Origin of the sequence: Limosilactobacillus mucosae DSM 13345 (genome assembly GCF_001436025.1) — a bacterium.
GTDB lineage: Bacteria > Bacillota > Bacilli > Lactobacillales > Lactobacillaceae > Limosilactobacillus > Limosilactobacillus mucosae.
Genome location: NZ_AZEQ01000009.1, coordinates 23,947 through 46,707, shown reverse-complemented (window position 1 = coordinate 46,707; position 22,761 = coordinate 23,947). Strand labels below are relative to the sequence as shown.

Annotated in this window: 23 protein-coding genes; 13 read left to right on the top strand and 10 right to left on the bottom strand. The window is 46.1% G+C overall.

Annotation, left to right across the window (positions count from 1 at the left end):
• Positions 1-20: 20 nt before the first annotated feature.
• The 4 genes from pepI to FC47_RS05150 form a co-directional block, all read right to left on the bottom strand.
• A complete protein-coding gene (gene pepI / locus FC47_RS05165) occupies positions 21-899 on the bottom strand; it encodes a proline iminopeptidase (protein WP_006500969.1) in 879 nt (292 codons plus the stop codon).
• Positions 900-994: 95 nt separating this feature from the next.
• Positions 995-1,513, bottom strand: coding sequence for a GNAT family N-acetyltransferase (locus FC47_RS05160; protein WP_056968272.1), 519 nt, complete (start codon positions 1,511-1,513; stop codon positions 995-997).
• 188 nt (positions 1,514-1,701) lie between these two features.
• Complete coding sequence (locus FC47_RS05155; protein ID WP_235803993.1) at positions 1,702-2,241, bottom strand: PepSY domain-containing protein; 540 nt, start codon at positions 2,239-2,241, stop codon at positions 1,702-1,704.
• A gap of 112 nt (positions 2,242-2,353) precedes the next feature.
• Positions 2,354-2,866, bottom strand: coding sequence for a hypothetical protein (locus FC47_RS05150; RefSeq protein WP_056968268.1), 513 nt, complete (start codon positions 2,864-2,866; stop codon positions 2,354-2,356).
• 105 nt (positions 2,867-2,971) lie between these two features.
• Between FC47_RS05150 and FC47_RS05145 the strand changes: the two genes are divergently transcribed.
• On the top strand, positions 2,972-3,892 hold the full coding sequence (locus FC47_RS05145; RefSeq protein ID WP_006500973.1) for a linear amide C-N hydrolase: 921 nt from the start codon (positions 2,972-2,974) through the stop codon (positions 3,890-3,892).
• Between the two features lie 55 nt (positions 3,893-3,947).
• Here the strand turns inward: FC47_RS05145 and FC47_RS05140 are convergent, their stop codons facing one another.
• On the bottom strand, positions 3,948-4,451 hold the full coding sequence (locus FC47_RS05140) for a hypothetical protein (protein WP_048344967.1): 504 nt from the start codon (positions 4,449-4,451) through the stop codon (positions 3,948-3,950).
• A gap of 700 nt (positions 4,452-5,151) precedes the next feature.
• On the opposite strand from FC47_RS05140, the gene FC47_RS05135 reads away from it, so the two are divergent.
• The 7 genes from FC47_RS05135 to FC47_RS05105 all read left to right on the top strand — a co-directional run bounded on the left by FC47_RS05135 (position 5,152) and on the right by FC47_RS05105 (position 12,394).
• A complete protein-coding gene (locus FC47_RS05135; RefSeq protein WP_056968266.1) occupies positions 5,152-7,161 on the top strand; it encodes a cation:proton antiporter in 2,010 nt (669 codons plus the stop codon).
• A gap of 435 nt (positions 7,162-7,596) precedes the next feature.
• Positions 7,597-8,994 carry an APC family permease gene (locus tag FC47_RS05130; RefSeq protein WP_056968263.1) on the top strand — a complete coding sequence of 466 codons (1,398 nt, stop codon included), beginning with the start codon at positions 7,597-7,599 and terminating at the stop codon, positions 8,992-8,994.
• Positions 8,995-9,353: 359 nt separating this feature from the next.
• On the top strand, positions 9,354-9,893 hold the full coding sequence (locus FC47_RS05125) for a hypothetical protein (RefSeq protein ID WP_056968261.1): 540 nt from the start codon (positions 9,354-9,356) through the stop codon (positions 9,891-9,893).
• Positions 9,894-9,909: 16 nt separating this feature from the next.
• The gene (locus tag FC47_RS05120) at positions 9,910-10,113 is read left to right on the top strand and encodes a hypothetical protein (protein WP_034539966.1); all 204 of its coding nucleotides are present in this window, start codon (positions 9,910-9,912) and stop codon (positions 10,111-10,113) included.
• 207 nt (positions 10,114-10,320) lie between these two features.
• Positions 10,321-10,785: a MerR family transcriptional regulator gene (locus FC47_RS05115; protein ID WP_155519143.1), complete on the top strand. Its 465-nt coding sequence runs from the start codon at positions 10,321-10,323 to the stop codon at positions 10,783-10,785.
• The gene (locus FC47_RS05110; RefSeq protein ID WP_179944434.1) at positions 10,782-11,651 is read left to right on the top strand and encodes an aldo/keto reductase; all 870 of its coding nucleotides are present in this window, start codon (positions 10,782-10,784) and stop codon (positions 11,649-11,651) included. The genes FC47_RS05115 and FC47_RS05110 overlap by 4 nt, the downstream gene beginning before the upstream one ends.
• Entirely contained in the window at positions 11,651-12,394 is a 744-nt protein-coding gene (locus tag FC47_RS05105; protein ID WP_056968258.1) for a carboxymuconolactone decarboxylase family protein, read from the top strand. Before FC47_RS05110 ends, FC47_RS05105 begins: the two co-directional genes overlap by 1 nt.
• Before the next feature lie 820 nt (positions 12,395-13,214).
• On the opposite strand, the gene FC47_RS05100 is transcribed toward FC47_RS05105, so the two are convergent.
• On the bottom strand, positions 13,215-13,562 hold the full coding sequence (locus tag FC47_RS05100; protein ID WP_056968256.1) for a carboxymuconolactone decarboxylase family protein: 348 nt from the start codon (positions 13,560-13,562) through the stop codon (positions 13,215-13,217).
• Positions 13,563-13,709: 147 nt separating this feature from the next.
• On the bottom strand, positions 13,710-14,288 hold the full coding sequence (locus FC47_RS05095; RefSeq protein WP_240164299.1) for a DNA-3-methyladenine glycosylase I: 579 nt from the start codon (positions 14,286-14,288) through the stop codon (positions 13,710-13,712).
• Between the two features lie 421 nt (positions 14,289-14,709).
• On the opposite strand from FC47_RS05095, the gene FC47_RS05090 reads away from it, so the two are divergent.
• Complete coding sequence (locus FC47_RS05090; protein ID WP_056968254.1) at positions 14,710-15,903, top strand: MFS transporter; 1,194 nt, start codon at positions 14,710-14,712, stop codon at positions 15,901-15,903.
• The gene (gene nadC / locus FC47_RS05085) at positions 15,893-16,735 is read left to right on the top strand and encodes a carboxylating nicotinate-nucleotide diphosphorylase (RefSeq protein ID WP_191978675.1); all 843 of its coding nucleotides are present in this window, start codon (positions 15,893-15,895) and stop codon (positions 16,733-16,735) included. Before FC47_RS05090 ends, nadC begins: the two co-directional genes overlap by 11 nt.
• Positions 16,736-16,974: 239 nt before the next feature.
• Here nadC and FC47_RS05080 read toward each other — a convergent pair whose 3' ends face one another.
• Positions 16,975-18,072, bottom strand: coding sequence for an NAD(P)-dependent alcohol dehydrogenase (locus FC47_RS05080; protein ID WP_056968253.1), 1,098 nt, complete (start codon positions 18,070-18,072; stop codon positions 16,975-16,977).
• Between the two features lie 248 nt (positions 18,073-18,320).
• Between FC47_RS05080 and FC47_RS05075 the strand changes: the two genes are divergently transcribed.
• Positions 18,321-19,244: a LysR family transcriptional regulator gene (locus FC47_RS05075; protein WP_056968251.1), complete on the top strand. Its 924-nt coding sequence runs from the start codon at positions 18,321-18,323 to the stop codon at positions 19,242-19,244.
• 2 nt (positions 19,245-19,246) lie between these two features.
• Here the strand turns inward: FC47_RS05075 and FC47_RS05070 are convergent, their stop codons facing one another.
• Entirely contained in the window at positions 19,247-19,960 is a 714-nt protein-coding gene (locus FC47_RS05070; RefSeq protein ID WP_033935490.1) for a DUF554 domain-containing protein, read from the bottom strand.
• Between the two features lie 94 nt (positions 19,961-20,054).
• The gene (locus FC47_RS05065; RefSeq protein WP_056968249.1) at positions 20,055-20,960 is read right to left on the bottom strand and encodes a LysR family transcriptional regulator; all 906 of its coding nucleotides are present in this window, start codon (positions 20,958-20,960) and stop codon (positions 20,055-20,057) included.
• 163 nt (positions 20,961-21,123) lie between these two features.
• Between FC47_RS05065 and FC47_RS05060 the strand changes: the two genes are divergently transcribed.
• Positions 21,124-22,170, top strand: a complete 1,047-nt coding sequence (locus FC47_RS05060; protein ID WP_056968247.1) for a threonine aldolase family protein — start codon at positions 21,124-21,126, stop codon at positions 22,168-22,170.
• 17 nt (positions 22,171-22,187) lie between these two features.
• Positions 22,188-22,709, top strand: coding sequence for a YbaK/EbsC family protein (locus tag FC47_RS05055; protein WP_033935487.1), 522 nt, complete (start codon positions 22,188-22,190; stop codon positions 22,707-22,709).
• Positions 22,710-22,761: the final 52 nt, after the last annotated feature.

The window sequence follows — 22,761 nt, the reverse complement described above, 5'->3', positions numbered from 1 at the left end:
GTCTGACTGCTTGAGCTGGTCTAATCGTGCTGATCCAGCCAATCCTGTAGTACTGCTTGATATTCCAAAGGCTTTTCGACAAACGACATATGCCGCGTGCCGTTAAACAGATGCCATTGCGAATTGGGCAGGGCGTCGGCCATCGTCTTGGCAACCAAGGGCGTACAAAGGTCGTTGGTCCCACTGGTGATCAGCGTTGGCACGTATAGACTGTGCAGCTTGGCGGTATAGTCATAGTCCTTGAGATTGCCGGTCGGCGTAAACTCATTGGGTCCCCAGGCCGTTTGATAGGCCAGTTCGCCAACGTTTTTCTCGCGCCACAGGTATTCAGGAGCATTTTCATCAGGTGCTGCCGCTGCGTGCAGTTCCATAAACCGGGTATTGACCCGCTGATAGGCATCACCAGTGAAATCATTGGCTGCTTCAGCTTGAGCAATGACTTCTTGATCTTCCTTGCTCATAAAACTGATCAAACGGTGCTGTTCTTGACCCCATAATTGGGCATCAGAAAGGGTACTTGAAAGAATCAGGCTCTTAATTCCAGCCGGCATTTCATCACAAAGATACATGATTGCCAGCATTCCGCCCCAAGACTGGCCCAACAGATGGATCCGATCCAGATGCAGCCGTTCCCGCAGATTCTTTAGTTCCCGCAGCCAGGTCGCAGCCTGATAGACCTGGGGATGATCGGGCATTGAGGAAAGGCCGCAGCCAATCTGGTCGTACATGATCAATTGCCGCTGATCACGCTCCGCCAGCTCATCTAAAGCCTCAAAGTAGTTGTGTGTCGATCCCGGTCCGCCATGCAGCAGCAGTAAAGGTGCCTTATCGCTGGGCTTGCCAACGATCCGATAATAAGTTCGGTAAGGGCCAAAAGGGATAAAGCCGTCTTTAATCATTAAGATCACTCCTCAAAAACGAATTGACTGCTTTTATTCTAAGATTCATTTTGTCCAGTGACAAGCCGCAGTTAAAGATTGAAATCGCTGAAATGCTAACCAAGGGAATGTGGTTGGCTGGGCAAAAGCTTGGTCATGTTGTACCAGACTTCGCCGGCATGCGCTGACGCTGCGATGCCTTGATTAACATAGCCGTTTTTCTCATAAAATGGCACGCGATCCAGTAAACAGGTCAGCGCGATGTGATGCCGCTGGTTTTGAATTGCCTGTTTTTCTATGGCCTGCAACAGACTGGAGCCAATCCCTTGACCACGATAATCAGGATCAACGGCAATCGTTTGAATCATCTGGTTGCCGCCAGGCTGAGCACGATTTTGCACGTTAGCTTCATACATCCAGTCTTCAATATATTTAAAACGCGCATCAACGACTGGACCGACGATAAAGCCAACGAGCTGATCGGCGTCGCGTGCTGCCAGAAACGTATCGGCAAGCTGATTGATCCGTGCCTGATACTGAGCAGCAGTTCCAGCTTCGGCCTCGTTAAAGCCAAGTCGTTCGATGTGCAGGATGGCTGGCAGGTCTTGGGGATCAACGGCAGTAATTTTAATCATGGCAAACTCCTTAGTTAGATAGATCATATTGAATATAGATAAATATAGGCATCCAAAACGGTTTTAAAATATAAACGCATTAAAACTAAAATTTTAATGCTACTTTCAAAAATAAGGGAAAACAACTCTGCTTAGTTTTAATGTTAAAATGCCCGCCAAGTTTTAAGCAGCTTGACGAGCATTTTTAGCTAATCATCGGTTTCGACACTGATCACCTTTTGATTGACAGCATTGATTTTGACTTCGGTTTTTTGATGACCGTCAACCACGTCAACTTGCCAGATGGTTTGACCATGATCGGTTTCCAGCGTCCATTCGCGGCCTTGACCGGATTTAGCAGCTTTTTCGGCTAACTGATTGGCTTTTTGACGACTGATGACCTGATTAAGCTTGATTGCCGTCTCATGGTCGTCAGCATCAAGTTTTTCAGTTTTGGCAGCGGATAATTTGCCAGTCTGTGCATCGATCTTAGCTGAATATTCCTTTTGTGAATCAAAGCCGGAAATCTCGTACTGATAACGATTATGGTGCTTTTCCAGACTGATTTCGCTGATCTTGGCCTTGGCATATTTTTGCTTGAATTTACCCACAGCTTGTTTTTCGTTCAGCTTAATGGTCTGAGCAGCCTGGGCAATTGGCGACGATTTGGTGGTAGCGGCAATTGTACCTCCTGATACCGCGGTCGCCAGCAAAACGGCGGCTGCCAAACGGATTATCATGCGCGTCATCATTCTTCCTCCTTTGGCTGTTTTAAACTAATTGCTGAAGACAACATCTTTAACTTAATTATACAAAACCGGCGCTGGCTTTTAAATAATCGTGCCTCAGTCATCTGACGGGTTATGGCAGCCATTTATCGATGATTTCGTCATTATTGAACTCTTTATTCTGACCATTAAAGACCAGCCAGTCGTTTTTCAGTTTCATGCGCACCAGCTGCCTTAAAATCCGTGTTTCAGAATATGGCAGCGTTTCACGGTTGCTTTCATTGAGCAGACGCAGCAACCGGTCAATTTCAAAAAAGATGCGCAGATCCAGCGACTTTTCGCCTTTGTCCAGTTCTGCAAAGTGATCCAGTTCGTGGCGCAGCTTTTCAAACGATGGCTGCTGTGAATCATCGGTACCAAAACAGCGATGCTCATAAAACGCCAGAATCTTTAAGTTCATACGGTTGCGGATTTTTTCCAGGTCAGCTGCCGTCCAGCGCGGATTGTCGATTGCCTCAAATAATGCCTTGCGCCAGGCTGATTCACCGTGAAAGGCAATGCGATGCGTGTTGCGGACGATCTGCCAGCTAACCGTAATTGCGACCAGAGCAATCAAAATACTCAAGATCTGCAGTAGAATTCCCATTTTCTTTCAACCCCTTTTAATTTATTATAGCCGGTTATGAAACTAGTGATTCGCTTAAATTAATGCTAGAATTGCCGTGAAGTTTAAGAAAAAGGCGTTGATAGCATGTGTACGGCAATCAGTTTTACAACCAGACAGCGGCATCGCTTTGTCGGGCGCACGATGGACTTTCCAACCCGCTCCACGCCATGGCAGCTGGGATATCTGCCAATCGATTATCAATGGCAGAGTCTGCCGGAATGCGACTCATTTGCCAACGATTACGCGATCTTAGGCGGGATGCGCAAAATCAATCACCACTATCTGATTGGCGATGGCTTGAATTCGGCGGGCTTATGGGCAGCTGAGCTATATTTTCCCGGTCCGCAGGTTTATTATGACCATCCCCAAAGCCATCATCTGAATCTGTCGCCACAGGACTTGATCGGCTGGCTGCTGGGCACGCACGCATCAGTTGCCGAAATCGCTGCAGAATTGGACTCGGTAGCACTAAATGGCGTAATCTGGCACGATCATGACATCGTCCATCCATTTCATTGGCTTTTAAGCGATGCCACTGGTACCTATCTGATCGAGCCTACCCAGCTTGATTTAAAGATTCAGCCCATCCAGCTGGGTGTCTTAACCAACAGTCCCTGCTATGCAAAACAGCATCAAAAACTGACTGACTATCTAGGAATCGATCAAGCGGCCAGCGATGCCGAAATAATCATGGCGATTCGCGACTCCAAAACTCCCCCACCCTTAAAGAGAACGCCCACTTCGCGTTTTATCAATGCCTCGCTCAATCTTTGGCAGACATCCCCTATTGAGGATCAGAAAGCTATCAAGCAGGGAAACGAGCTTTTAAAACAAGTCGTGCTTGATCAATTGGCAGGTCATGAGGTTTATACTCATTATCTAGAGATGGTAGACGTTCAAACCCAGACCAGTTATTTTTATGATCTGACCGCGCAGCAACGATTGAAACAGCGGCTGCCAGATTTAATGGTGCGTTTTGATCAGCCGTATCTGTTTGAAAGCTAAATCAAAAAAGCGTCTGGCAGGCTGCCAGACGCTTTGGTTTTGATTGAATGTTTTCTTAAATGCTGTACTGCCCCATAATCGCCATTTCATCCAGAACCTCGCCAATCGTGGCCTCATGCAGCTTGGCATATCTGGGTGCTCCCATCAGCCCATCATCCAGATAATAATCAATAATGTTGCGATAGCCTTCCCCTGGCTGGACTAAAGGATTGCGCTCAATCTGAATGCGCGATTCACGGGTCAGTGGCGGATACTGCCCACGATAGTTTTCATCAAAGATTGCCCGATTCAAGTCGTTGATCATCACGTGATAGTTGCAGATCAACCGGTGCTGATTCATTTTAGCCAGGTCCTTTTTATAAACGTGCTTTTCTAAATACTGCAAAGTCTGAGATGCCACTTTTGGGTCCCATTCTCTTACAAAAGACTGGCCTTTGCGTACCTGCTCAATGGCTTTCTTGGTTGCATCGGTATGCTTACACACTTTTTTGAGTTTCTTTTTCGGCAAGACAACGATGATTGATTCTAAAAGCTGCCAATCTGCTCCAGTAAGTGTCACGTAGATCCCTTCTTTACTTAATTTCAATCATAGTCTTATAAAACTTAAAGTATTATAACATGCTCAAAGTCAAATAGGCTTCAAAATAATTTAATCAATCTTTGATTACGGTCATCAATGCTTAGTAAGCCGGCTGTTTTCAATAAAAAAGCGCCCGATTAGTATCCAAACCGATGAGTGCTGGCAGCCATTACCTAAACAGCTGCTTGATTAGTTGTTTAACGTGCTTGCTTGGCACGATAATTAGGAATATATACCACTGAGACATTGGAAGGAGCCTCCTTCCCGCACTAGTCGAGGGTGTCAATCTCGCTTTAGTTGTGCGAAAATAATGTAACACAGCACAAAAGTATGTTACAATTCCATCGTAATTAGGAATATATCGTTGTGCAAGCTGGACCGTCAATCCGGCAAGCCGGCTGGGCGCTCCTTATATAAGGGCGCTCTTTTTTTATGACTTAATGAGAACTTCACTATAAGACATGATGGTGATTTTAGGTGCAGGCTGGTTAAGTCGGGTTGCCGTAAAAGAAGCCAAATCATTTAATGCCAAATCATTTAATTCAGTCTGGTTCTGCCACATGATTTTACATAAGATATAATATCGTCAATAAATTATCGGGATAATAAAGTGCGTGTCGGTATCCGCAGTCTGGTCTAATCAGTTATAATTAAATAAATTAATATTGGGAGGAACCTTATGACCACTGTCTACATTGTTGGCCTGCTATTGATAACCGTTGTGGCGGCCAACATCATTCATCTGCTCTGGCCGGTTTTGCCATTGGCGATTTATCAGATCCTAGCCGGCATCATGCTGAGTATCTTGCCGATTGATACACATGCCATCGTTTTGGAGCCTGAGATTTTCATGCTGCTGATTATCGCGCCATTAATGTTTAACGATGGCCAAAACGTATCTTTTCGCCAGCTTTCGCAAAATATTCGGCAGATCCTGTCAATGGCAGTCGGCCTGGCCGTTGTCACCGTAATTCTGGTTGGCAGCGGCCTCAAGCTGGCTTTGCCGCAGCATTTCACCTATGCGCTGGCCTTCATGCTGGCGGCTATCATTACGCCTACGGATGCCGTCGCGGTTAAGTCTTTGACGACCAATGTTGAGATGCCGAAAAACGTTAATGAGACGCTGGAATACGAATCGCTGTTCAACGATGCTTCCGGACTGGTCTTGTTCAGTCTGGCTACCGGGACCTTAACTTCTGGGGAATTTTCGCTGGGCCACGGCGTCTTAACCTTTTTATACGTGTTCTTTGGCGGGATTATTTTTGGCTCGCTAATGGGCTGGATGCTGATCGCGCTGCGAACGACGCTGATGCGAACCCATGTCGATATCGGCTCCATCGTTATTCCAATCAACGTTATGACTCCATTTGCCGTCTACTGGCTGGCTGAGGAAATGCATCTTTCGGGAATTCTGGCAGTCGTGGCAACCGGAATCGTGCACAGTATCTTGTACGACCAGCTGCGGCTCACTTCTTCGCGCGTACAGAACGCTACGACGACGCTTTGGAATATCATTGCCAGTCTGTTAAACGGTTTTGTGTTCGTACTGCTGGGGGTTATGCTGCCAGAAGTCGTCAGCCAGACTTTGACCGCCACGATCTTGAAACTGGCGCTCTTAGCACTGGGTCTTTACCTGGCAATGAGCTTGATTCGCTATCTATGGGCACGTTTCAAATTAGTCGACATGCATTCCACGAATCCGAAACGTGACGGTCTGCTGCTTGCTTTAGGCGGAATTCATGGTACGATTACGCTGGCAATGGCCTTTTCCATCCCCGTACTAACCGAAAGCGCGCAGCTGGCAACCCGCAATCAGCTGATTCTTTTGGCCGCCATCGTCATTTTGATCAGTCTGACGGTCGGCACATTGGCCTTTCCGCGTCTGCTGCCAACCAAGACTAAGAACTATACCAACGATGAGTTTCAAGATCAGCTGATTCATACCGTGCAATATGCAATCGATGAACTGAGCGCGGCGCCAGAAAACAAAAAAGAACAGGCGCTTTTGATTGACCAGCTGAGCAGTCAGATGACGCTGACCTTTAAGATCAATCGCAACGTCTATGATCGACTTGCCAGTCAGGCGCGCGGCGTTGAAATGCAGACCTTGGCTGAGCTGCGCGAAAATGGCGTCGTCACTGCCAAAGAAGAGCAGGTCTATAACCGCATGATTGGCCGCGATGCCTTAATGCACAGTCAGCATGGCCTGTTTGCCTTTTTAAGAATCTGGCATTACCGGTTTAAGTGGAAACGTTTGAGTCATAAGCTGCATAAGCATCATCCCCAGACGTTTGCACAACTCCAGAAAATCCATGACGATAAAACCATACAGGACAAATCCAAGGCCGTTCGTCAGCAGTACTTTGATCGGCTGGAGTCAATCTTTAACATGACCATGACCGATGTCAACGAGTTTCTCGACGAGGTGCAGACGCCCGACAACGTCCATGAAGTCGCGATGGTTCGCCGCATGTATCTGAATCGGCAGCAGACTTTGGATCGTTTCCATTCCCGGGGCGAAATGGACATCAACGTTTTGCGGACATTAGCCATTAAGGCGTTTCAAGATGAGCACAGCTATGTTCAGCAACAGGCTGCCGCTGGGGTAATCTCTAGTGATCTGGCCAACGCATTGAATGAGCACATCTCAAACGATCAATTGGTCTGCATCCAATCGTTTGAAGACTAGTTATATGCGCGACGTCTCAAATCCGTGTTACATCAAAGTTTTTTAATGGGATGTCAGATAATATAACTAAGATGATGATTAGGCCGCGTGCAGTTGGTGCTTTTTAGCCAACAAGCCGGCTGGGCGCTCCTTATCATAGGGGCGCTCTTTTTATTAGCTCACAGTGTTAGGCTGCGGGCTTTTTATTTATGCTCTGTTTAACAATTAATGATTGACGGTTGACTCTTCTAAAAATTATTTACCCACTTAAAAACATTTAGTTGCAATCGGTATCATTTTAATTTTATTTAACGTTAAGTATTAAAAACTTTGAATATACTCTAATTGATTTTTAATTTTTCGGTACTAGTATTGGTAGCAAGATTATTAATGAATTTGAAAATAAATTAAATAGTGATCGGTTTTTATCACTTGTCAGATCTGGGGGTTGATAATATGGATCTGTTTCGTAAAGAAAGTCTAGCCAGCTACATGAAGACTGACGGCCAAATGCCCAAGACCATGAATGCCGGAGATTTAATGGCAATGGGGATCGGCGCTGTCATCGGCAGTGGGATCTTCATCCTGCCGGGGACGGTCGCGGCCAATGATGCCGGTCCAGGCGTGATACTTTCCTTTTTGGCCGCCGCGGTAGTATGTGGCTTGGCTGGGATGTGTTATGCCGAGTTCCCATCAGCCATTCCGGTAGCCGGCAGTGCCTATTCATACGGCAACATCATCTATGGCGAGTTCATCGGCTGGATCATGGGCTGGGCACTGGTTTTGGAATACCTGTTGGCCGTTGCCTGTGTCTCGACTGGCTGGGCTGCCTACTTCAACTCGCTGCTGGCCAGCTGCGGCGTCAACATTCCCAAGGCGCTGTCTGGTCCGTTTAATCCCGCTGGCGGCACCTATATTAACCTGACGGCGATTCTAAGCGTAATTTTGATCACTTGGCTGCTTTCATACGGGATGCATGAATCGGTTCGCGTCAACAACATCGCCATTGCGGTTAAACTTTTAATCATCGTTGCGTTTATTGTGATTGGCATCTTCTTTGTCAAAAAGGCCAACTACCATCCGTTCTTGCCATATGGGGCGCACGGTGCGTTTAAGGGCGCAACGACCGTTTTCTTTGCCTTCTTAGGTTTTGACTGTATCTCAAGTTCCGCGGCTGAAGTCAAGCATCCCCAAAAGAACATGCCGATTGGAATCATTGGTACGCTACTGATCGCCACGGTACTGTACATGGGGGTATCGCTGGTTTTGACTGGTATGGTCAACTACAAGCATTTAGACGTTGCCAACCCAGTTGCGTTTGCTCTGCAGTCCGTCCACCAAGGCTGGCTGGCCTCCCTGCTTTCGATCGGGGCGCTGATTGGTATGGCTACTTGCATGTTTACCGCAATCTACGCCTCATCTCGGCTGATCTACTCGCTTAGTCGTGACGGCCTTTTGCCAACCTCGCTGCACCAGCTGGACAAAAAGTCGCACACGCCAAAAGTTGCTTTATGGGCCGTTGCCATTGTAATTGCCATTATGGGTGGTTTCGTATCCTTAGACAGTCTTACCAACCTGGTTAACATCGGTACGCTGCTGGCCTTTACGATGGTTTCGTTTGGGATCATCCCATTGCGCAAGCGTGATGACATTCTTAACGAAGGCGGCTTCAAGGTTCCTTTGTATCCGGTTCTGCCATTGCTGTCCGGGTTTGCCTGCCTGTTTATGATGTCATTTCTGTCAAAAGAAACCTGGATCGGGGCCGGCATCTGGTTTGCAATCGGCATGGTACTCTACTTCGGCTATGGGTATCGTCACAGCAACATCAACGATTCAGTCATCCCGCAAGCCTAATCCTTGCGGCACAGAAACGCCGGCAGAATTTAAAATGCTGCCAATCATATTTAACTTAAAAACGAACGATATTAAAAATACAGGATGCGACCATATTGGCCAGCATCTTTTTTTATAATTTTTATAATTAAGATTAAATGAAGAATATACGATTTAAATTAGAATTATTGAGGTTAAGTTGACATCACAAACAATCTGACTAATATTTTAAAGTATTGGTATTATATTAAAGATTTTATAAAGCTTATATGGAATAAATACATTGGATGCTTTGGGGATTTAAACTGTCCAATGGCTGCTGATTAAATAATCTTTAATCTTTGCGGTTATTTTGGGGAATTGAGAGGAGTATTTTAAAAATGAATCGTGAAATCAAGCAGATGCTAAAATTCAGTATCAGCATTGTTTTGATTGAACTAGTCTTCGTTAATCTAGGTGGGATCGTTAATCAACCGCCTGCTGAACTGAAAACCAGTTATGCCAGCTGGCGCGTTCATACCAATCGATTGCGGGCCATCCAAATTGACCAATCCTCGGAAAAAGGCGCCTATCCCAAACTTAGCGGTCGGCATCTTACTATGGCTGCCTTTCCTAAACAAAACAAGATCTACATTTTAAACAGTAAAAAGGTTGTCTATATTCTCAACGCCAGAGTCAACCTTGCTGCCGGACAACATCAGCTTTTGGTTGGCGATTTTAGAGGTCCATCGATCTTTCATTACAATACTGATGGCAAAGACATTAAGTCCATCAATTGGTTAAGCGTTGGCCAGAATGCCGACATTGAGGCGGAACCCAAGCTGGGTAATCATGTTGACGATACGATTCAAGTTTCCAAAAAAGACGCGACCTGGCTCTACAATAATCTGCCCAAAGACGTCCAGCTGAGAATTTATTGATTGGGGAGTGATTGATTTGAAAGAACTGAAACAACTGGTTAAGCGGCATAACTGGCTCAAGCATTTCAGTGTCTGCAACCTTCTAATGTTTTTATTTTTAGTGCTTTATAATTTCACGACTTATTTAGTTCCTTTGATTCACTTAAGTTTGCCAGCAATTTTAGTTACGATGATTCTGGCTGACGTTTTATGCATTACTGGCCAAGTTATCGCTGAATAGCTGCAATGTTTCTCGGATCGATCTGACTTTTCACAGCCTGCAATCAACACAAACACCAATTCAACAGTCTCAGCCTGGTAATTTCCGGCTGGGGCTGTTTTATTTTTAAAAAAAGGTCGTAAAAAATCTCATTTAACCATTGACTTAAAGTTAGCTTTAAGGTTTAGCATAAAGACATCAGCTAATGAAATGAAAGGAGGCTGGGAAATGTCATACACCATCTCTCAAGTTGCTCAGATGATGGGCGTTACCCCTTCCACGCTTCGCTACTACGATAAGGAAGGCTTGCTGCCCAACGTTAAGCGCGTCAATGGCATCCGTGTTTTCGAAGATACCGATTTCCCCTGGCTGCGTATTCTAAACTGCCTAAAGGGTACCGGAATGCCGATTCGCCAGATCAAAAAATACGTTGATCTGTGCGCGGAAGGCGATGCAACGCTGGAACAACGCTATACCATTATTAAAGAGCAGCGTCAGCACGTCCTTGATCAGATTGAGCAGCTCAACTTCTATCTCAAGGAACTCGACTATAAAGACTGGTACTACCAAGAAGCAATCAAGGCCGGTACCGAAAAAGCCGTCTATCATCCCGACAGCATCTCTAATTTACCCCTGGACCAGATTCCAGGAATGAACTATCAAGCAAAAACACCAAGGAGTGATCTTAAGTGACGATTCTTAATGAAGACTACCAGCTAAACAATGGCGTCAAGATTCCCAAACTTGCTTTAGGCACCTGGCTTTTAGATGACGATGCGGCTGAAAAAGCGGTGACCGCAGCTCTGCAGCTGGGCTATCGCCATATTGACACTGCTGAAGCCTACGAAAACGAAAAAGGCGTTGGCCGCGGCATTCAACAATCCGGCAAGGCTCGCGATGAGATCTTTGTAACTACTAAGCTGGCCGCTGAGCTCAAAGACTACGAGTCAGCTGCCCAGGCAATCGATGAGTCGCTGCAGAAACTGGGACTGGATTACATTGACCTGATGATCATTCACAGTCCGCAACCTTGGAAAGAAGTCAATCAATCCACTGACCGTCATGAAGCCGGCAACCTGGCCGCTTACCAGGCATTAGAGGACGCCTACCATGCCGGCAAGCTGCGCGCGATTGGCGTTTCCAACTTCAACCAGCACGATCTGCAGAACATTCTGGATCACGCAACGGTTCGCCCAGCCGTCAATCAGGTTCTGGCTCACGTCACGAACACGCCATTTGAACTGATCGACTTTTGTCAGCAGAACGATATCTTGGTCGAGGCCTACTCACCAGTTGCGCACGGCGCCGTTTTAGCCAATCCGGTCTTAAATGAGCTGGCTGACAAATATGGCGTTTCAGTAGCTCAGCTGTGCATCCGCTATGATCTGCAACTTGGTCTTCTGCCGCTGCCTAAGACGGCCAACCCCGACCATATGAAGCAGAATGCTGATGTTGACTTTGTTATTGGGGCTGATGATCTGGAAACGATGAAGCATCTGGAACACATCAAAGATTATGGGAAAGATGGCTTTTTCCCGGTTTATGGAGGTAAAATCTAATGAAACAAACTGCAGGACACGATGCACTGGGCGAGTTTGCCCCAGAATTTGCTCATTTAAACGATGATGTGCTGTTTGGCGAGGTCTGGTCACGTGAAGACAAACTGTCGCTAAAGCTGCGCAGTATTGCCACGATCAGCGCACTGATTGGCAAAGGCATTACTGACAATTCGCTGCATTATCATCTGGCCACGGCTCGTAAAAATGGCGTCACCAAACAAGAAATGGCTGAACTGCTGACTCACCTGGCTTTCTATGCTGGCTGGCCAAATGCCTGGGCCGCCTTCAATCAGGCCAAAGAAGTCTATGCCGAGGACTTAAAGGACCCTGCCAATGCTCACGGCGGGATGTTCGGGATTGGTCAGCCAAATGACGCCTACGCTCAATACTTTATCGGCCAGTCATATCTTAACGTCTTGTCAAAACCAGGCGATCCTTTGGCAATCAGCAACGTTACTTTTGAACCAGGCTGCCGCAACAACTGGCACATTCATCGCGCAGCCAGTGGCGGTGGCCAGGTCCTTATCTGCGTTGATGGCGAAGGCTGGTATCAAGAAGCAGGCAAACCAGCTCAAAGTCTGAAGCCTGGCGATATCGTTGAGATTCCAGCCAACGTCAAGCACTGGCACGGCGCCAAGCAAAACAGCTGGTTCAGTCATCTGGCATTTGGCATTCCAGGTACGGAAACATCCAACGAATGGCTGGAACCAGTTGATGACGAAGCATACGGAAAACTTGATTGATGATTGGCAAGACATCTACGCTTAGCCTTAATTATGTTTAGCCGACCCAACTCGTGACTTTACTCATGGGATGGATCGGCTTTATTCATCTCTGCAAAGCATTATCAAGGGCCGCAACGTGATTCTTTGCATTCCCGCAACTATACAAATCAGGGTAATCAGTTTTAGGCTGGTCGTTTGATAATGGCAAAAAGACGTCATCAGCGTTGATTATGCAAAAAATTCTGTATAATAGCATGCGAGAAAAACTCATTACCTACTTTTCGGAAAAAAGCGATGCATAGCAGGTAATTCACAAAGTCGGTCCAACCCAATCAGTCTCAAAATATGCAATTTTACCTACAATTCGGCAAAAAGCTTCCCAAAGTAGGTAAATCTCGGAAAATCGAATATGCAGCTACCTACTATTGGCTAAAAATCAAGCAATAGTAGGTAATCGCTGGGTCAATTGCCGTTCAGAACCAGCTTTCCTTCACAAAGTCGGTTAAACGTGATTAGGTTAACGCCTTAATCCCATGGCAAACGATGGTCAGATTCGACTCAGCCAGCGATCCCATCGTCATCATTGCCAAACGTGCTAATATGATGATTGAAATGTCCACTGTGGCACCAAAGTCATATTTTGGAATATAGCTAAAAACCGGATCTGCGCGGCTTGATCGAGCTGATTTCTGTCATATAAAGCAAAGCCAAACATCAAACAGGCTTCGACTTTAGATCTAAATCCTGCCCTCAGATAATACGAATTAAAAAATGGCCCGGATTGCTCCGCGCCATTTTTATTTATCTAATTATCACTTATGTCGTTTTTGACGATAGCTTATTTTGAGGCCTGGACAAACTGATCATAGCAGTCCAATGCCTTGCCGCCATAAACCGTTGCTGGACCGCCACCCATCATGACGGCAATGCCAATCGTTTCAACCAGTTCATCTCTGGTAACGCCAGCTTTCAGGCACGCCTTGGCATGTTGAACGATACATCCCTCGCAGCGCATGGCAATCGCGATCGCAATCGCCTCTAGCTCCTTAGTCTTTAAATCTAGCGCGCCATCCTTGACGGCAACATCATGCATAGCGTTAAAGCCTTTGCCGGTCTCGCCCAATGCACCAAACAGATTGCGATTGTTGGCCCGTGCTTCATTCAGCTTTTCTTGATAATCCGTCATTAAAATCACCTCATTACAGTTCGTTGTTTTCAGCATAGCACGCTGAGGCGGGGATGCAAATAAACTGCCTGCTAAATTGCAAACGCTATCAAACGCACTAACTATCATGGCCGATGTAAATTTATGCTGTCAAGGTAGTCAGCCAGTCTAAGCATGACCAACGTGACTTCCCAGCCAGCAGGAGCGCTCATGACCGTTGACTACGCCGACTGCCTGCAGATAGGCATAAATCGTAGTCGTACCCACAAACTTCATCCCGCGTTTTTTAAGATCTTTGGCAATTTCATCGGACAGCTGTGAGCTGGTTTGACCGATTTCGCGAACCGTCTCCTCTTGCGTCCAATGCCACAGATAATTTGAAAAAGTACCCCATTCTTGTTGGATAGCCATAAAGATCTGGGCATTCCCAACCGCCGCGCGAATCTTTAAACGATGCCGGATGATCCCTGGATTTTGCAATAGCCGCTGACAGTCCTCATCATTAAATTTAGCGACCCTGCCAACATCAAATCCCGCAAATGCCTGTTTGAAAGCAGCGCGTTTGTTTAGCACCGTTTCCCATGACAAGCCGGCTTGAAACGACTCAAGAAGCAGCATTTCAAACAGCCGGTGATCGTCATGAACCGGTTTGCCCCACTCACAGTCATGATATTTCACGTAGAGCGGGTTTTGCAGGTTAACCCATGAACAGCGCGGAAGATCCATTTTTAAATTATTGTTTGGCATCGACTTCTCCTTAACTTTAACTTTTAAATCTTAAACGTAAAAACAGCGTATCAAAAATCATTTGGCAGGTCAAAACAGGCTGCCACCTTAAAAGTCAGTCGAACGGCTCATTTTCATAAATCCTGCCGCCTTTTAATCGTTTGACGAGATTAAGTGGTCGCTGTTTATTTTTGGAATGCTGATTTTGTAGTCAATTTGCATCCCCTGGATAAGCGGTTTCGAAAATATCTAGTTCTAAATTATTTTAGGTAGATTTTACTTTTCCAAAACGTGATCAATCCAGTAATGGTAGCGATCGCATAATTGTTAACTGGTTTGGTAAATCGCCAAATAAAACTTGCATTCGGCCACCAAAGGATTACACTTGAGCACAATAAAAGTAACTAATACTTTTTTAATAACTGGTTAAGGGAGAAGTAAAATGGATCAAGGTATTAACGTTAAAAAGACTGCATTTGCCACGTTTTTAATTATTGGTACGGCATGGATGTTTGACGCGCTGGACGTAGGTCTGCTGTCATTTATCATGCCGATCGTTCGTAAGGCTTGGGGGCTGGCTAATTCACAGACCGGTTTGATCAGTTCGGTCAGCACGATTGGCATGATCTGCGGCGGCTTTTATTTTGGACACCTGGCTGATCGAATCGGCCGCAAGAACACGCTGATCATTACCCTGCTCATGTTTTCGTTAGGGAACGTCGTCTTGGCGGCCGCGGTTGGTTTTAAGAGCTTTTTAGTGATTCGCTTTTTTGTTGGCATGGGACTTGGCGGCGAGCTGCCGGTAGCGGCTACTTATATTGCCGACCTGTATCAAGGCAGTCAGCGCTCACAGATGCTGATTTTAGCCGATAGTTTCTGGGCGATTGGCTGGCTGATTGCCTCATTTCTGTCGTTTTTGCTCAGCACCACGATTGGCTGGCGGGGTCTTTTGCTGGTTACTGCACTGACTGGCTTTTTTGCCATCATGATGCGCCGCAACATTCAAGAAGTCAGTCACGTCCAAACGCAGCATGTTGCTTTGGGCCAAGCCTTAAAAAAGTCGTTTCATGGCAAGACCGTTCTGCTATGGATCGCTTGGCTGATGGTAATGTTCAGCTACTACGGGATGTTTATGTGGCTGCCAAGCATTATGCTGGCACGGGGCAACAGCGTGATTGAAAGTTTCGGCTATACAACGATCATTGTGGTGGCCCAGTTACCAGGATACTATCTGGCAGCTTGGCTGGCTGGTAAAATCAAAACTAAGTACGTCTTCGCAATCTACATGTTGGGGACGGCACTAGGCGCGATCATGTTTGGCAACGTTTCGAGCAGCGCTTTGACGGTTATTGCTGGCTGCATCCTATCGTTCTTCAACCTCGGCGCTTACGGTGCCATCATCGCTTTGACGCCAACGCTGTATGAGACTGACGTTCGCGGGACGATGACGGGGATGGCGCAAGGAATGGGCCGGATTGGTGCCGTCGTTGGTCCACTGCTGGTTGGGATTTGGATCGATCAGCATGTCAGCATCAATATGATCTTCTTGATTTTCATGATTTCTTTGATTATTGGTTCGGTGGCTGTCTTGGCATTGCCAGAACCAGGAAAGAACGAGGACGCTCATGCTGAATGATTTTCTTCTAAAACAAAAACTGACCGCTTTTTTAAAAGAAGATCTGGAATTTGGGGATGCCAGTCTTGCTCCCCTACCAGATCATGTCATTGAAGGAATGTTCATTGCCAAAGCTGATGGTATTGTCTGCGGCCTACAGGTTATCAGTGCCGTCTATGACCTTTTAGGTGGTGCTGAAGTTGAGTTGTTGGTCAGCGATGGTGAAAAAGTCGCTAAAAAGACCGAGTTAGCACGAGTTAAAGGATCAGCTGCCGTTTTACTAAGCGGTGAACGGGTTATTTTGAATCTGCTGCAGCACATGAGCGGGATTGCCACTAAAACTGCTCAAGCCGTCGAGCTGCTGGCTGATCCAACCATCAAAATCGTGGATACGCGCAAGACGATGCCTGGGCTAAGAATGTTTGAAAAAGCAGCTGTTCGTGCTGGTGGCGGTTTTAATCATCGCATGGGACTGACGCACGGGATTATGTTAAAAGACAATCATCTGGCATTGGCGGGCAGCGTTGGCAAGGCAATCGATCTAGCCAAGCAGAACGTGGGACCTATGACGCGCGTGGAGGTTGAAGTTGAAACACTGAGTGAATTACAGGAAGCTATCAAACACCATGCCGATGTGATTATGTTTGATAATCAAAAGCCAGCAACCATCAAGCAATGGCAAAAACTGGTGCCGGCTGGAATTCTTACTGAAGCTTCAGGCGGCATTGATCTAGCAAATATTGCCCAGTACCAGGGCTGCGGCGTTGACTTTATCTCGCTGGGGACGTTGACCAATGCCGTTGAACCACTGGATATCAGTTTTTTGGTCAATGGCGCTATCAAAGCCAAATAAGAATAATCCTCGTCTCAAGTAGGCGGGGATTTTTTACCTATTATAGTAAAAAACTTGTAATTGATTATAAAAGCATGATTCCACTGAGTTTAATAGCAACTATCACTATTCAGCAGATTTCCTTACTTTTTATAAGCTTTTTGAACGTCATTTGTAAAATTAAGTTAGAAAAATAAAAAAGCCATTTCAGGATATAAAAACTGCTGATCAGCATTTGCCAATCAGCAGTTTTTTGACCGTTATTCCATCGTAACAACAGCCTTGATAACCTTACCCGCATTGGAGTCTTCGCGAGCTTGCTCCAGTTGTTCAAATGGATACTTCGTAATGATCTTATCGACTGGGAAACGCCCTTCCTTGTAGAGCTGAACCAGCTGTGGGATGAAGATCTTAGGATTGGAATCCCCCTCACAGCAGCCGATAATAGTGCGGTATGCCATCAAGACATCCTTACCAAAGTTAAAGTTTGCAACTTCTCCTGATGGTGCCAGCAGTACGATCTTGCCATTTAGGCTGGTACTCAAGATAGCATTTTCAATCATGTTGCCATTGCCTGACGTATCAATGGCATAGTCAACACCGCCATTTGAGATCTCAGCCACGGCTTGCGCAATGGTTTGACCTTCTGGCAGTTTCTTGCGGTTGACTACGTCCGTTGCACCTAATTCCTTGGCAAGCTCAAGACTATGCTCATTGCCGCCGACCGCGATAATCTGACGACAGCCGGCAACCTTGGCAGCCATGATGGCACTAAAGCCAACCGCGCCACAGCCGAAGATGGCCAGGGTTTCGTCAACGTTAGGACGCAGCGTGTTCAAGACCGCGCCGGCGCCAGTCTGCACCCCACAGCCAAATGGTGCAACCATCGCCAGATCAACGTCCTCATCAATTTTAACAATGCTTTCTTCGCTGATCGTTGCATATTGCGCAAATGATGATTGACCAAAAAACATTGCTACTGGCTGACCATTTTGTGACAGTTTGCTTTGACCATCGGCACCGATCCCACCAAAATTGAGCGCATTAAACTTTTCACAGTACTGTGGCTGGCCTTGGACACAGTTTTTACAATGGCCACAAAAAGCGTATGAAAATGCCACATGATCGCCTGGTTGAAAGTCTTTGACGTTTTCACCGACTTTTTCAACGATACCGGCTCCTTCATGTCCCAAAACGATCGGCATCATCCCCAGCGTCCGACCAAATTCATCGGTATGACACAGACCACTGGCGGTAATGCGTACCAGGACCTCGTCATTCTTTGGCTCAGCTAATTCAACTTCTTCAAATTGATATGGATCATCAGCACTATGAATCACGGCTGCCTTCATCTTCATCATCAAGACCCCTTTTAAAATTATTTTCAAATCAACATATCAACCTTCGCCTGGTGATTATGTCCATAATAATCTGATCAACCAGTTCTTTTAAGCACATCATCATAATAACATACTAGTGCTATATTTATGAACCAATTGTTAAGCTTTTAACAAGAATAGTGTATCATTGAACTTATCTATTGGGGAGCGTTAATTTAGCTCGCCACCTGAATCAAAAAGTTCGTATAAAGTAATTGGAGAATCTCATGAACCTGGATCAGCTAAAAGTATTTTTAACCGTTAGTGAACTGGGCAGCTTTCAAAAGGCAGCCCAGGCCAACTACGTCTCACAACGCGCGATTTCGCAACAGATGAAGCGACTTGAAGATGAGCTGGGCGTTAAACTGTTCATCCGCGGCAAAAACCGTGTTCAGTTGACGAGCGCCGGTAATTTTTTTAAAGAGCGCAGCCAAGCTATTTTAAGAATGGTTAGCGATACCAGTCAAAACATCATGCGCTTTGACCAACTTGAGCGTCACAACCTCAAAGTCGGCTATTTTTCTCCGTTTGACGCCCTTCTTTTAAAACGCTTGATTTTTGATCTAGCCAATGAGATAGACTTTATCGTCGTTGAAGAAGGCATTGAACACGTTATTACCGATGTCTTGATGAACGATCTGGACTGCGCCATCGTCATGGATGATTATGGTTTTAATCAGAACTTCAGCGCGATGGGACTTGGTACCCAAGCACTGCATACCGATCGCATGGTTATCGGAGTCAGCGAGCGATTGCCTTTTTCAGATACCATTACTATCGACCAGCTAAAGAATCAGCCAATCATCTATTACAGCAATGAAGAGTCAACCTATCTGAAAAAGGCCTTTACCGCCAGTCTGGGGACCAAGCTGCCATCATTGAGTATCCAGCGCGTGGATTCGTTTGAACAGATGCAGATGAAGGTAGCACTTGGTCAGGCGCTGTCATTTTACCCTCGGCAGCTGATCAGCGTCTACGATCAGCCTGACAGCCATATTCGGTATCTGCCACTAAAAGACGCAATGCATCAAGAATTTTCATTCAACCTGCTGTATCGAAACGATAATCTCAATCCGGCATTAAAACAATTAATCAGACATGCTCAACAGTCAAAAAAACCGACTGATGAGCAGCTCATCAAGCCGGTTTAAAGTTAAAATACCACCCAAACGGCACCAACGATCAGCGCTGGCAAGAGATTGGCCACTCGGATCTTATTGCCCCAAAACAGGTTGACCCCGACGCAGAAAATCAGAATCGAGCCAACATATGAGATGTTATTCATAACTGCAGTCGTCATCACGGGCTTGAGCAATTCGCTAAACAACGTGACGGTCCCTTGCAAAATCCCGACTGGAATCGCTGCAAATCCGCAACCCTTGCCCAGCGAGGCGGCCATGATCAAGACGATGACAAAATCAAGAATTGCCTTAGCGAACAGGATTGAGTGGTCGCCAAAAATGCCGTCTTCAATCGCGCCTACGATTGCCATCGCGCCAATGCAGACGGTTAAAGAAGCTGTTACGAAGGCTTCGATGAATTCTTGATCGTTGGCGTTGCCGGTCTTTTGCTTGAGCCAGTTGCCAAATTCGGTAAACCGATCCTCAATACGCAGCCACTCACCGATCAGACCACCGATTGCCAGGCTGCCGATCATCATCATGGTCCCTTGCGTTGAAAAAGAGCCATTCTTAAACTGCAGCATCTGTGCCATAGTGCCGCCCAGCCCTAAAAACAAAACGGCAATCGCCGCTGATTTCATCAGCATATCCTGAAAGCGCGGCGAGATTCTTTCTCCTGCTACACAGCCAATGATTCCCGCAAGTGCAATGGCAATTACGTTGACGATGGTTCCTAATCCTGGCATTTTATTCCTCCACATACAAAACCGCCATTCAGCATCCAATGGCGGTTTTTAATTTTAATTTAATAAACTATTGATATTCTAACAAAACCGCTATTCAGTTTCCAGCCGTTTTTGAATCAGCCACTGTCAGTTCTGGCATCATCTCCTGCACACAATCAATAAAGCGTTGGGCAGACGGTGAGCATTCCTTAAAGCTTGGCGCAGCCAGACCAAGTGACACATAATGAGCCGGTCGCAATGGTACTTCTGCAACTGCACCTTGCCACTTTTGCGAAATCAGCCGTTGATTGACGCTCACGCCTAGTCCCGCTTCAACCATATTATAAGTGGTAAAGCCATCACGCGTCGTGTAGCGCTCATTGAGTTGGAGCTTTTCAGCCACAATCAAGCGATCCTGATCGGTATCCTCATTGGGCAATGTATGAATGAATTTTTCCTGACTAAGCATTGCAACCGGATAGCTTGTCTGATTTGCCATTGGATGATCCTTGGGCAGCCAGACTACCATCTCATCTTGATAAAGTGGCAGCCAGTCACAGGAAGTCTTCGGATCTGGGGCCGCACAAAAGCAAAGATCGACCGCCTTTTCGTTTAGCCAGCGGGCAATTTCTTGATTACCGCCCTCCAGCATCTTGACTTTGATTTTTGGAAAACGTTCTTCAAACTGTTTTAAGATGGCTGGCATCCAGATTGCCGAAACACTGAAGTAGCTGCCAATCGTCAATGTCCCCTGCACAACGCCACGGATCGAGGCACTCAATTCATTGGCCTGTTTTTGTGCCTGCACGATACTACGCAGTTTTGGCAGCATGATCTTGCCATTTTCAGTGAGTTTAACGCCTCTTTTTTGACGTATGAACAGTGCAAACCCCAATTCATTTTCCAAACTGTTGATCATGCGCGTAATCCCCGATTGAGTGTATCCGAGCGCGCTGGCCGCCGCGGTCAAACTGCCTCTTTCGGCGGCCATGATTGCTGCTTCACACTTAATTGCTTCCATGATGAATATAGACCTCTCTTTTGATCAATCATTGATAGTAGTCGTTTTTCACTTCATTTAATATGACGATTTGCAATATTTAACATGCTAAATAGTCGTTTGTGTCATAGCTAATTTTAGCGTAAGATATCCATAAATCAAATTCCAAGCGAGGTAATCTTCAATGACTGAAAAAATTTCATTTGCTTCTGATTATATGGAAGGTGCTCACCCTAACATTTTAAAACGACTGGCTGATACCAATTGGCAAAAGATGCCCGGCTATGGTTTCGATGAAATCTCCTTATCAGCTAAAGAACGGATTCGCAAAGCTTGTGAGACACCCAATGCTGAAGTCGAGTTCTTGATCGGCGGCACGCAGACAAATGCCGTGATGATCGATGCATTGCTGGATTCTTATCAAGGCGTGATTGCCGCCGATACGGGACATATCAGCGTGCATGAGGCTGGTGCCATTGAATTTGGTGGCCACAAGGTATTGACGGTTCCTGCCAAAGAAGGCAAGATTGCTGCTGATCAGATTGTGGCCTATGCAGCTGACTATCATAACGATGCCAACCACGATCACATGGTTATGCCAGGGATGGTTTACCTGTCGCAGCCAACCGAATTCGGGACGCTGTATTCCAAAGCTGAACTGCAAGCCATTCATGATGTCTGTCGTCAATATGACATGAAGCTTTATGTCGATGGCGCGCGCCTTTCCTACGCCCTGGCTTGTCCAGAAAACGATGTGACCATGGCTGATCTGGCTAAGCTATGCGATGCCTTCTACATTGGCGGTACCAAATGCGGAGCTTTAATTGGCGAAGCCGTTGTGATACCGGATGCCAAGCTGATTCCGCATCTGTTTACCATTATCAAGCAGCATGGTGCATTACTGGCCAAGGGACGACTCTTGGGAATTCAATTCGATGAGCTGTTTAAAGACGATCTGTACGTCAAGATTGCCAAAGAGGCTATCGACTATGCCAATCAGATTCGTCAATGCCTGAAAGAAAATGGTTATCAGCTTTACTACTCATCACCAACCAATCAGACGTTTTTTGTCATTGAAAATCAAAAGATGCAGGAGCTGGCCCAGCATGCCGAGTTCAGCTTCTTGGAAAAATATGATGAAAATCATACCATCGTCCGTTTTGCTACCAGCTGGGCCTCAAAAAAAGCCGATGTCGATCAGTTGTGTGAATTGATTGCCAAGTTAGCTTAAAGAAAGAGAGAATTTTTATGCTTGAATTTGTTTCTGTTGCAAGTCATCCCGAATATGTGGCACCAAAAATGCTTTCATTTTTAAAGTCCCATGAGCTGACCGATAAAATCCAGGTTGCCCAAATCGATCCCCAGTATGCTGATGGTGAAAAACTCAGTGAGACTTACGGCGTCGACATTAATCAGGAGTTAAACTGTCTGGCCTTTGCTGGCAAGCGTGATGGTCAGATTAGATATGCAGCCGTCGTGGTTCTTTATGGCAAGCGAGTTAATTCTGGAGCAGTTCTCAAGCACGCCATGGATGCCACCAAGCCATCATTTGCCAATTTGGACGATGTTATTGCCATGACCTGTATGGAATTTGGCAGCATTACTCCCGTTGGATTGCCCGATGATTGGCAGGTCTTGATTGACAGCAGCGTTAAGGAACTGGATGAGGTCATCATTGGTGGCGGCCGCGTTGATGCCAAGTTCAAGACCACGCCTCAGATTTTGGCACAACTGCCGCATGCCAAGTTTGTCGATCAGTTGACAAAATAACTCTTCAACCTAAAAAAAGGCGCGTCTGAAACGGCGAGCCTTTTTTGATTGA

Excerpts from the sequence above, each read along its gene's own strand:
- pepI (WP_006500969.1), bottom strand. The coding sequence starts at position 899 with ATGATTAAAGACGGCTTTATCCCTTTTGGCCCTTACCGAACTTATTAT.
- FC47_RS05160 (WP_056968272.1), bottom strand. The coding sequence starts at position 1,513 with ATGATTAAAATTACTGCCGTTGATCCCCAAGACCTGCCAGCCATCCTG.
- FC47_RS05155 (WP_235803993.1), bottom strand. The coding sequence starts at position 2,241 with ATGACGCGCATGATAATCCGTTTGGCAGCCGCCGTTTTGCTGGCGACC.
- FC47_RS05150 (WP_056968268.1), bottom strand. The coding sequence starts at position 2,866 with ATGGGAATTCTACTGCAGATCTTGAGTATTTTGATTGCTCTGGTCGCA.
- FC47_RS05145 (WP_006500973.1), top strand. The coding sequence starts at position 2,972 with ATGTGTACGGCAATCAGTTTTACAACCAGACAGCGGCATCGCTTTGTC.
- FC47_RS05135 (WP_056968266.1), top strand. The coding sequence starts at position 5,152 with ATGACCACTGTCTACATTGTTGGCCTGCTATTGATAACCGTTGTGGCG.
- FC47_RS05130 (WP_056968263.1), top strand. The coding sequence starts at position 7,597 with ATGGATCTGTTTCGTAAAGAAAGTCTAGCCAGCTACATGAAGACTGAC.
- FC47_RS05125 (WP_056968261.1), top strand. The coding sequence starts at position 9,354 with ATGAATCGTGAAATCAAGCAGATGCTAAAATTCAGTATCAGCATTGTT.
- FC47_RS05115 (WP_155519143.1), top strand. The coding sequence starts at position 10,321 with ATGTCATACACCATCTCTCAAGTTGCTCAGATGATGGGCGTTACCCCT.
- FC47_RS05105 (WP_056968258.1), top strand. The coding sequence starts at position 11,651 with ATGAAACAAACTGCAGGACACGATGCACTGGGCGAGTTTGCCCCAGAA.
- FC47_RS05100 (WP_056968256.1), bottom strand. The coding sequence starts at position 13,562 with ATGACGGATTATCAAGAAAAGCTGAATGAAGCACGGGCCAACAATCGC.
- FC47_RS05095 (WP_240164299.1), bottom strand. The coding sequence starts at position 14,288 with ATGCCAAACAATAATTTAAAAATGGATCTTCCGCGCTGTTCATGGGTT.
- FC47_RS05090 (WP_056968254.1), top strand. The coding sequence starts at position 14,710 with ATGGATCAAGGTATTAACGTTAAAAAGACTGCATTTGCCACGTTTTTA.
- nadC (WP_191978675.1), top strand. The coding sequence starts at position 15,893 with ATGCTGAATGATTTTCTTCTAAAACAAAAACTGACCGCTTTTTTAAAA.
- FC47_RS05080 (WP_056968253.1), bottom strand. The coding sequence starts at position 18,072 with ATGAAGATGAAGGCAGCCGTGATTCATAGTGCTGATGATCCATATCAA.
- FC47_RS05075 (WP_056968251.1), top strand. The coding sequence starts at position 18,321 with ATGAACCTGGATCAGCTAAAAGTATTTTTAACCGTTAGTGAACTGGGC.
- FC47_RS05070 (WP_033935490.1), bottom strand. The coding sequence starts at position 19,960 with ATGCCAGGATTAGGAACCATCGTCAACGTAATTGCCATTGCACTTGCG.
- FC47_RS05065 (WP_056968249.1), bottom strand. The coding sequence starts at position 20,960 with ATGGAAGCAATTAAGTGTGAAGCAGCAATCATGGCCGCCGAAAGAGGC.
- FC47_RS05060 (WP_056968247.1), top strand. The coding sequence starts at position 21,124 with ATGACTGAAAAAATTTCATTTGCTTCTGATTATATGGAAGGTGCTCAC.
- FC47_RS05055 (WP_033935487.1), top strand. The coding sequence starts at position 22,188 with ATGCTTGAATTTGTTTCTGTTGCAAGTCATCCCGAATATGTGGCACCA.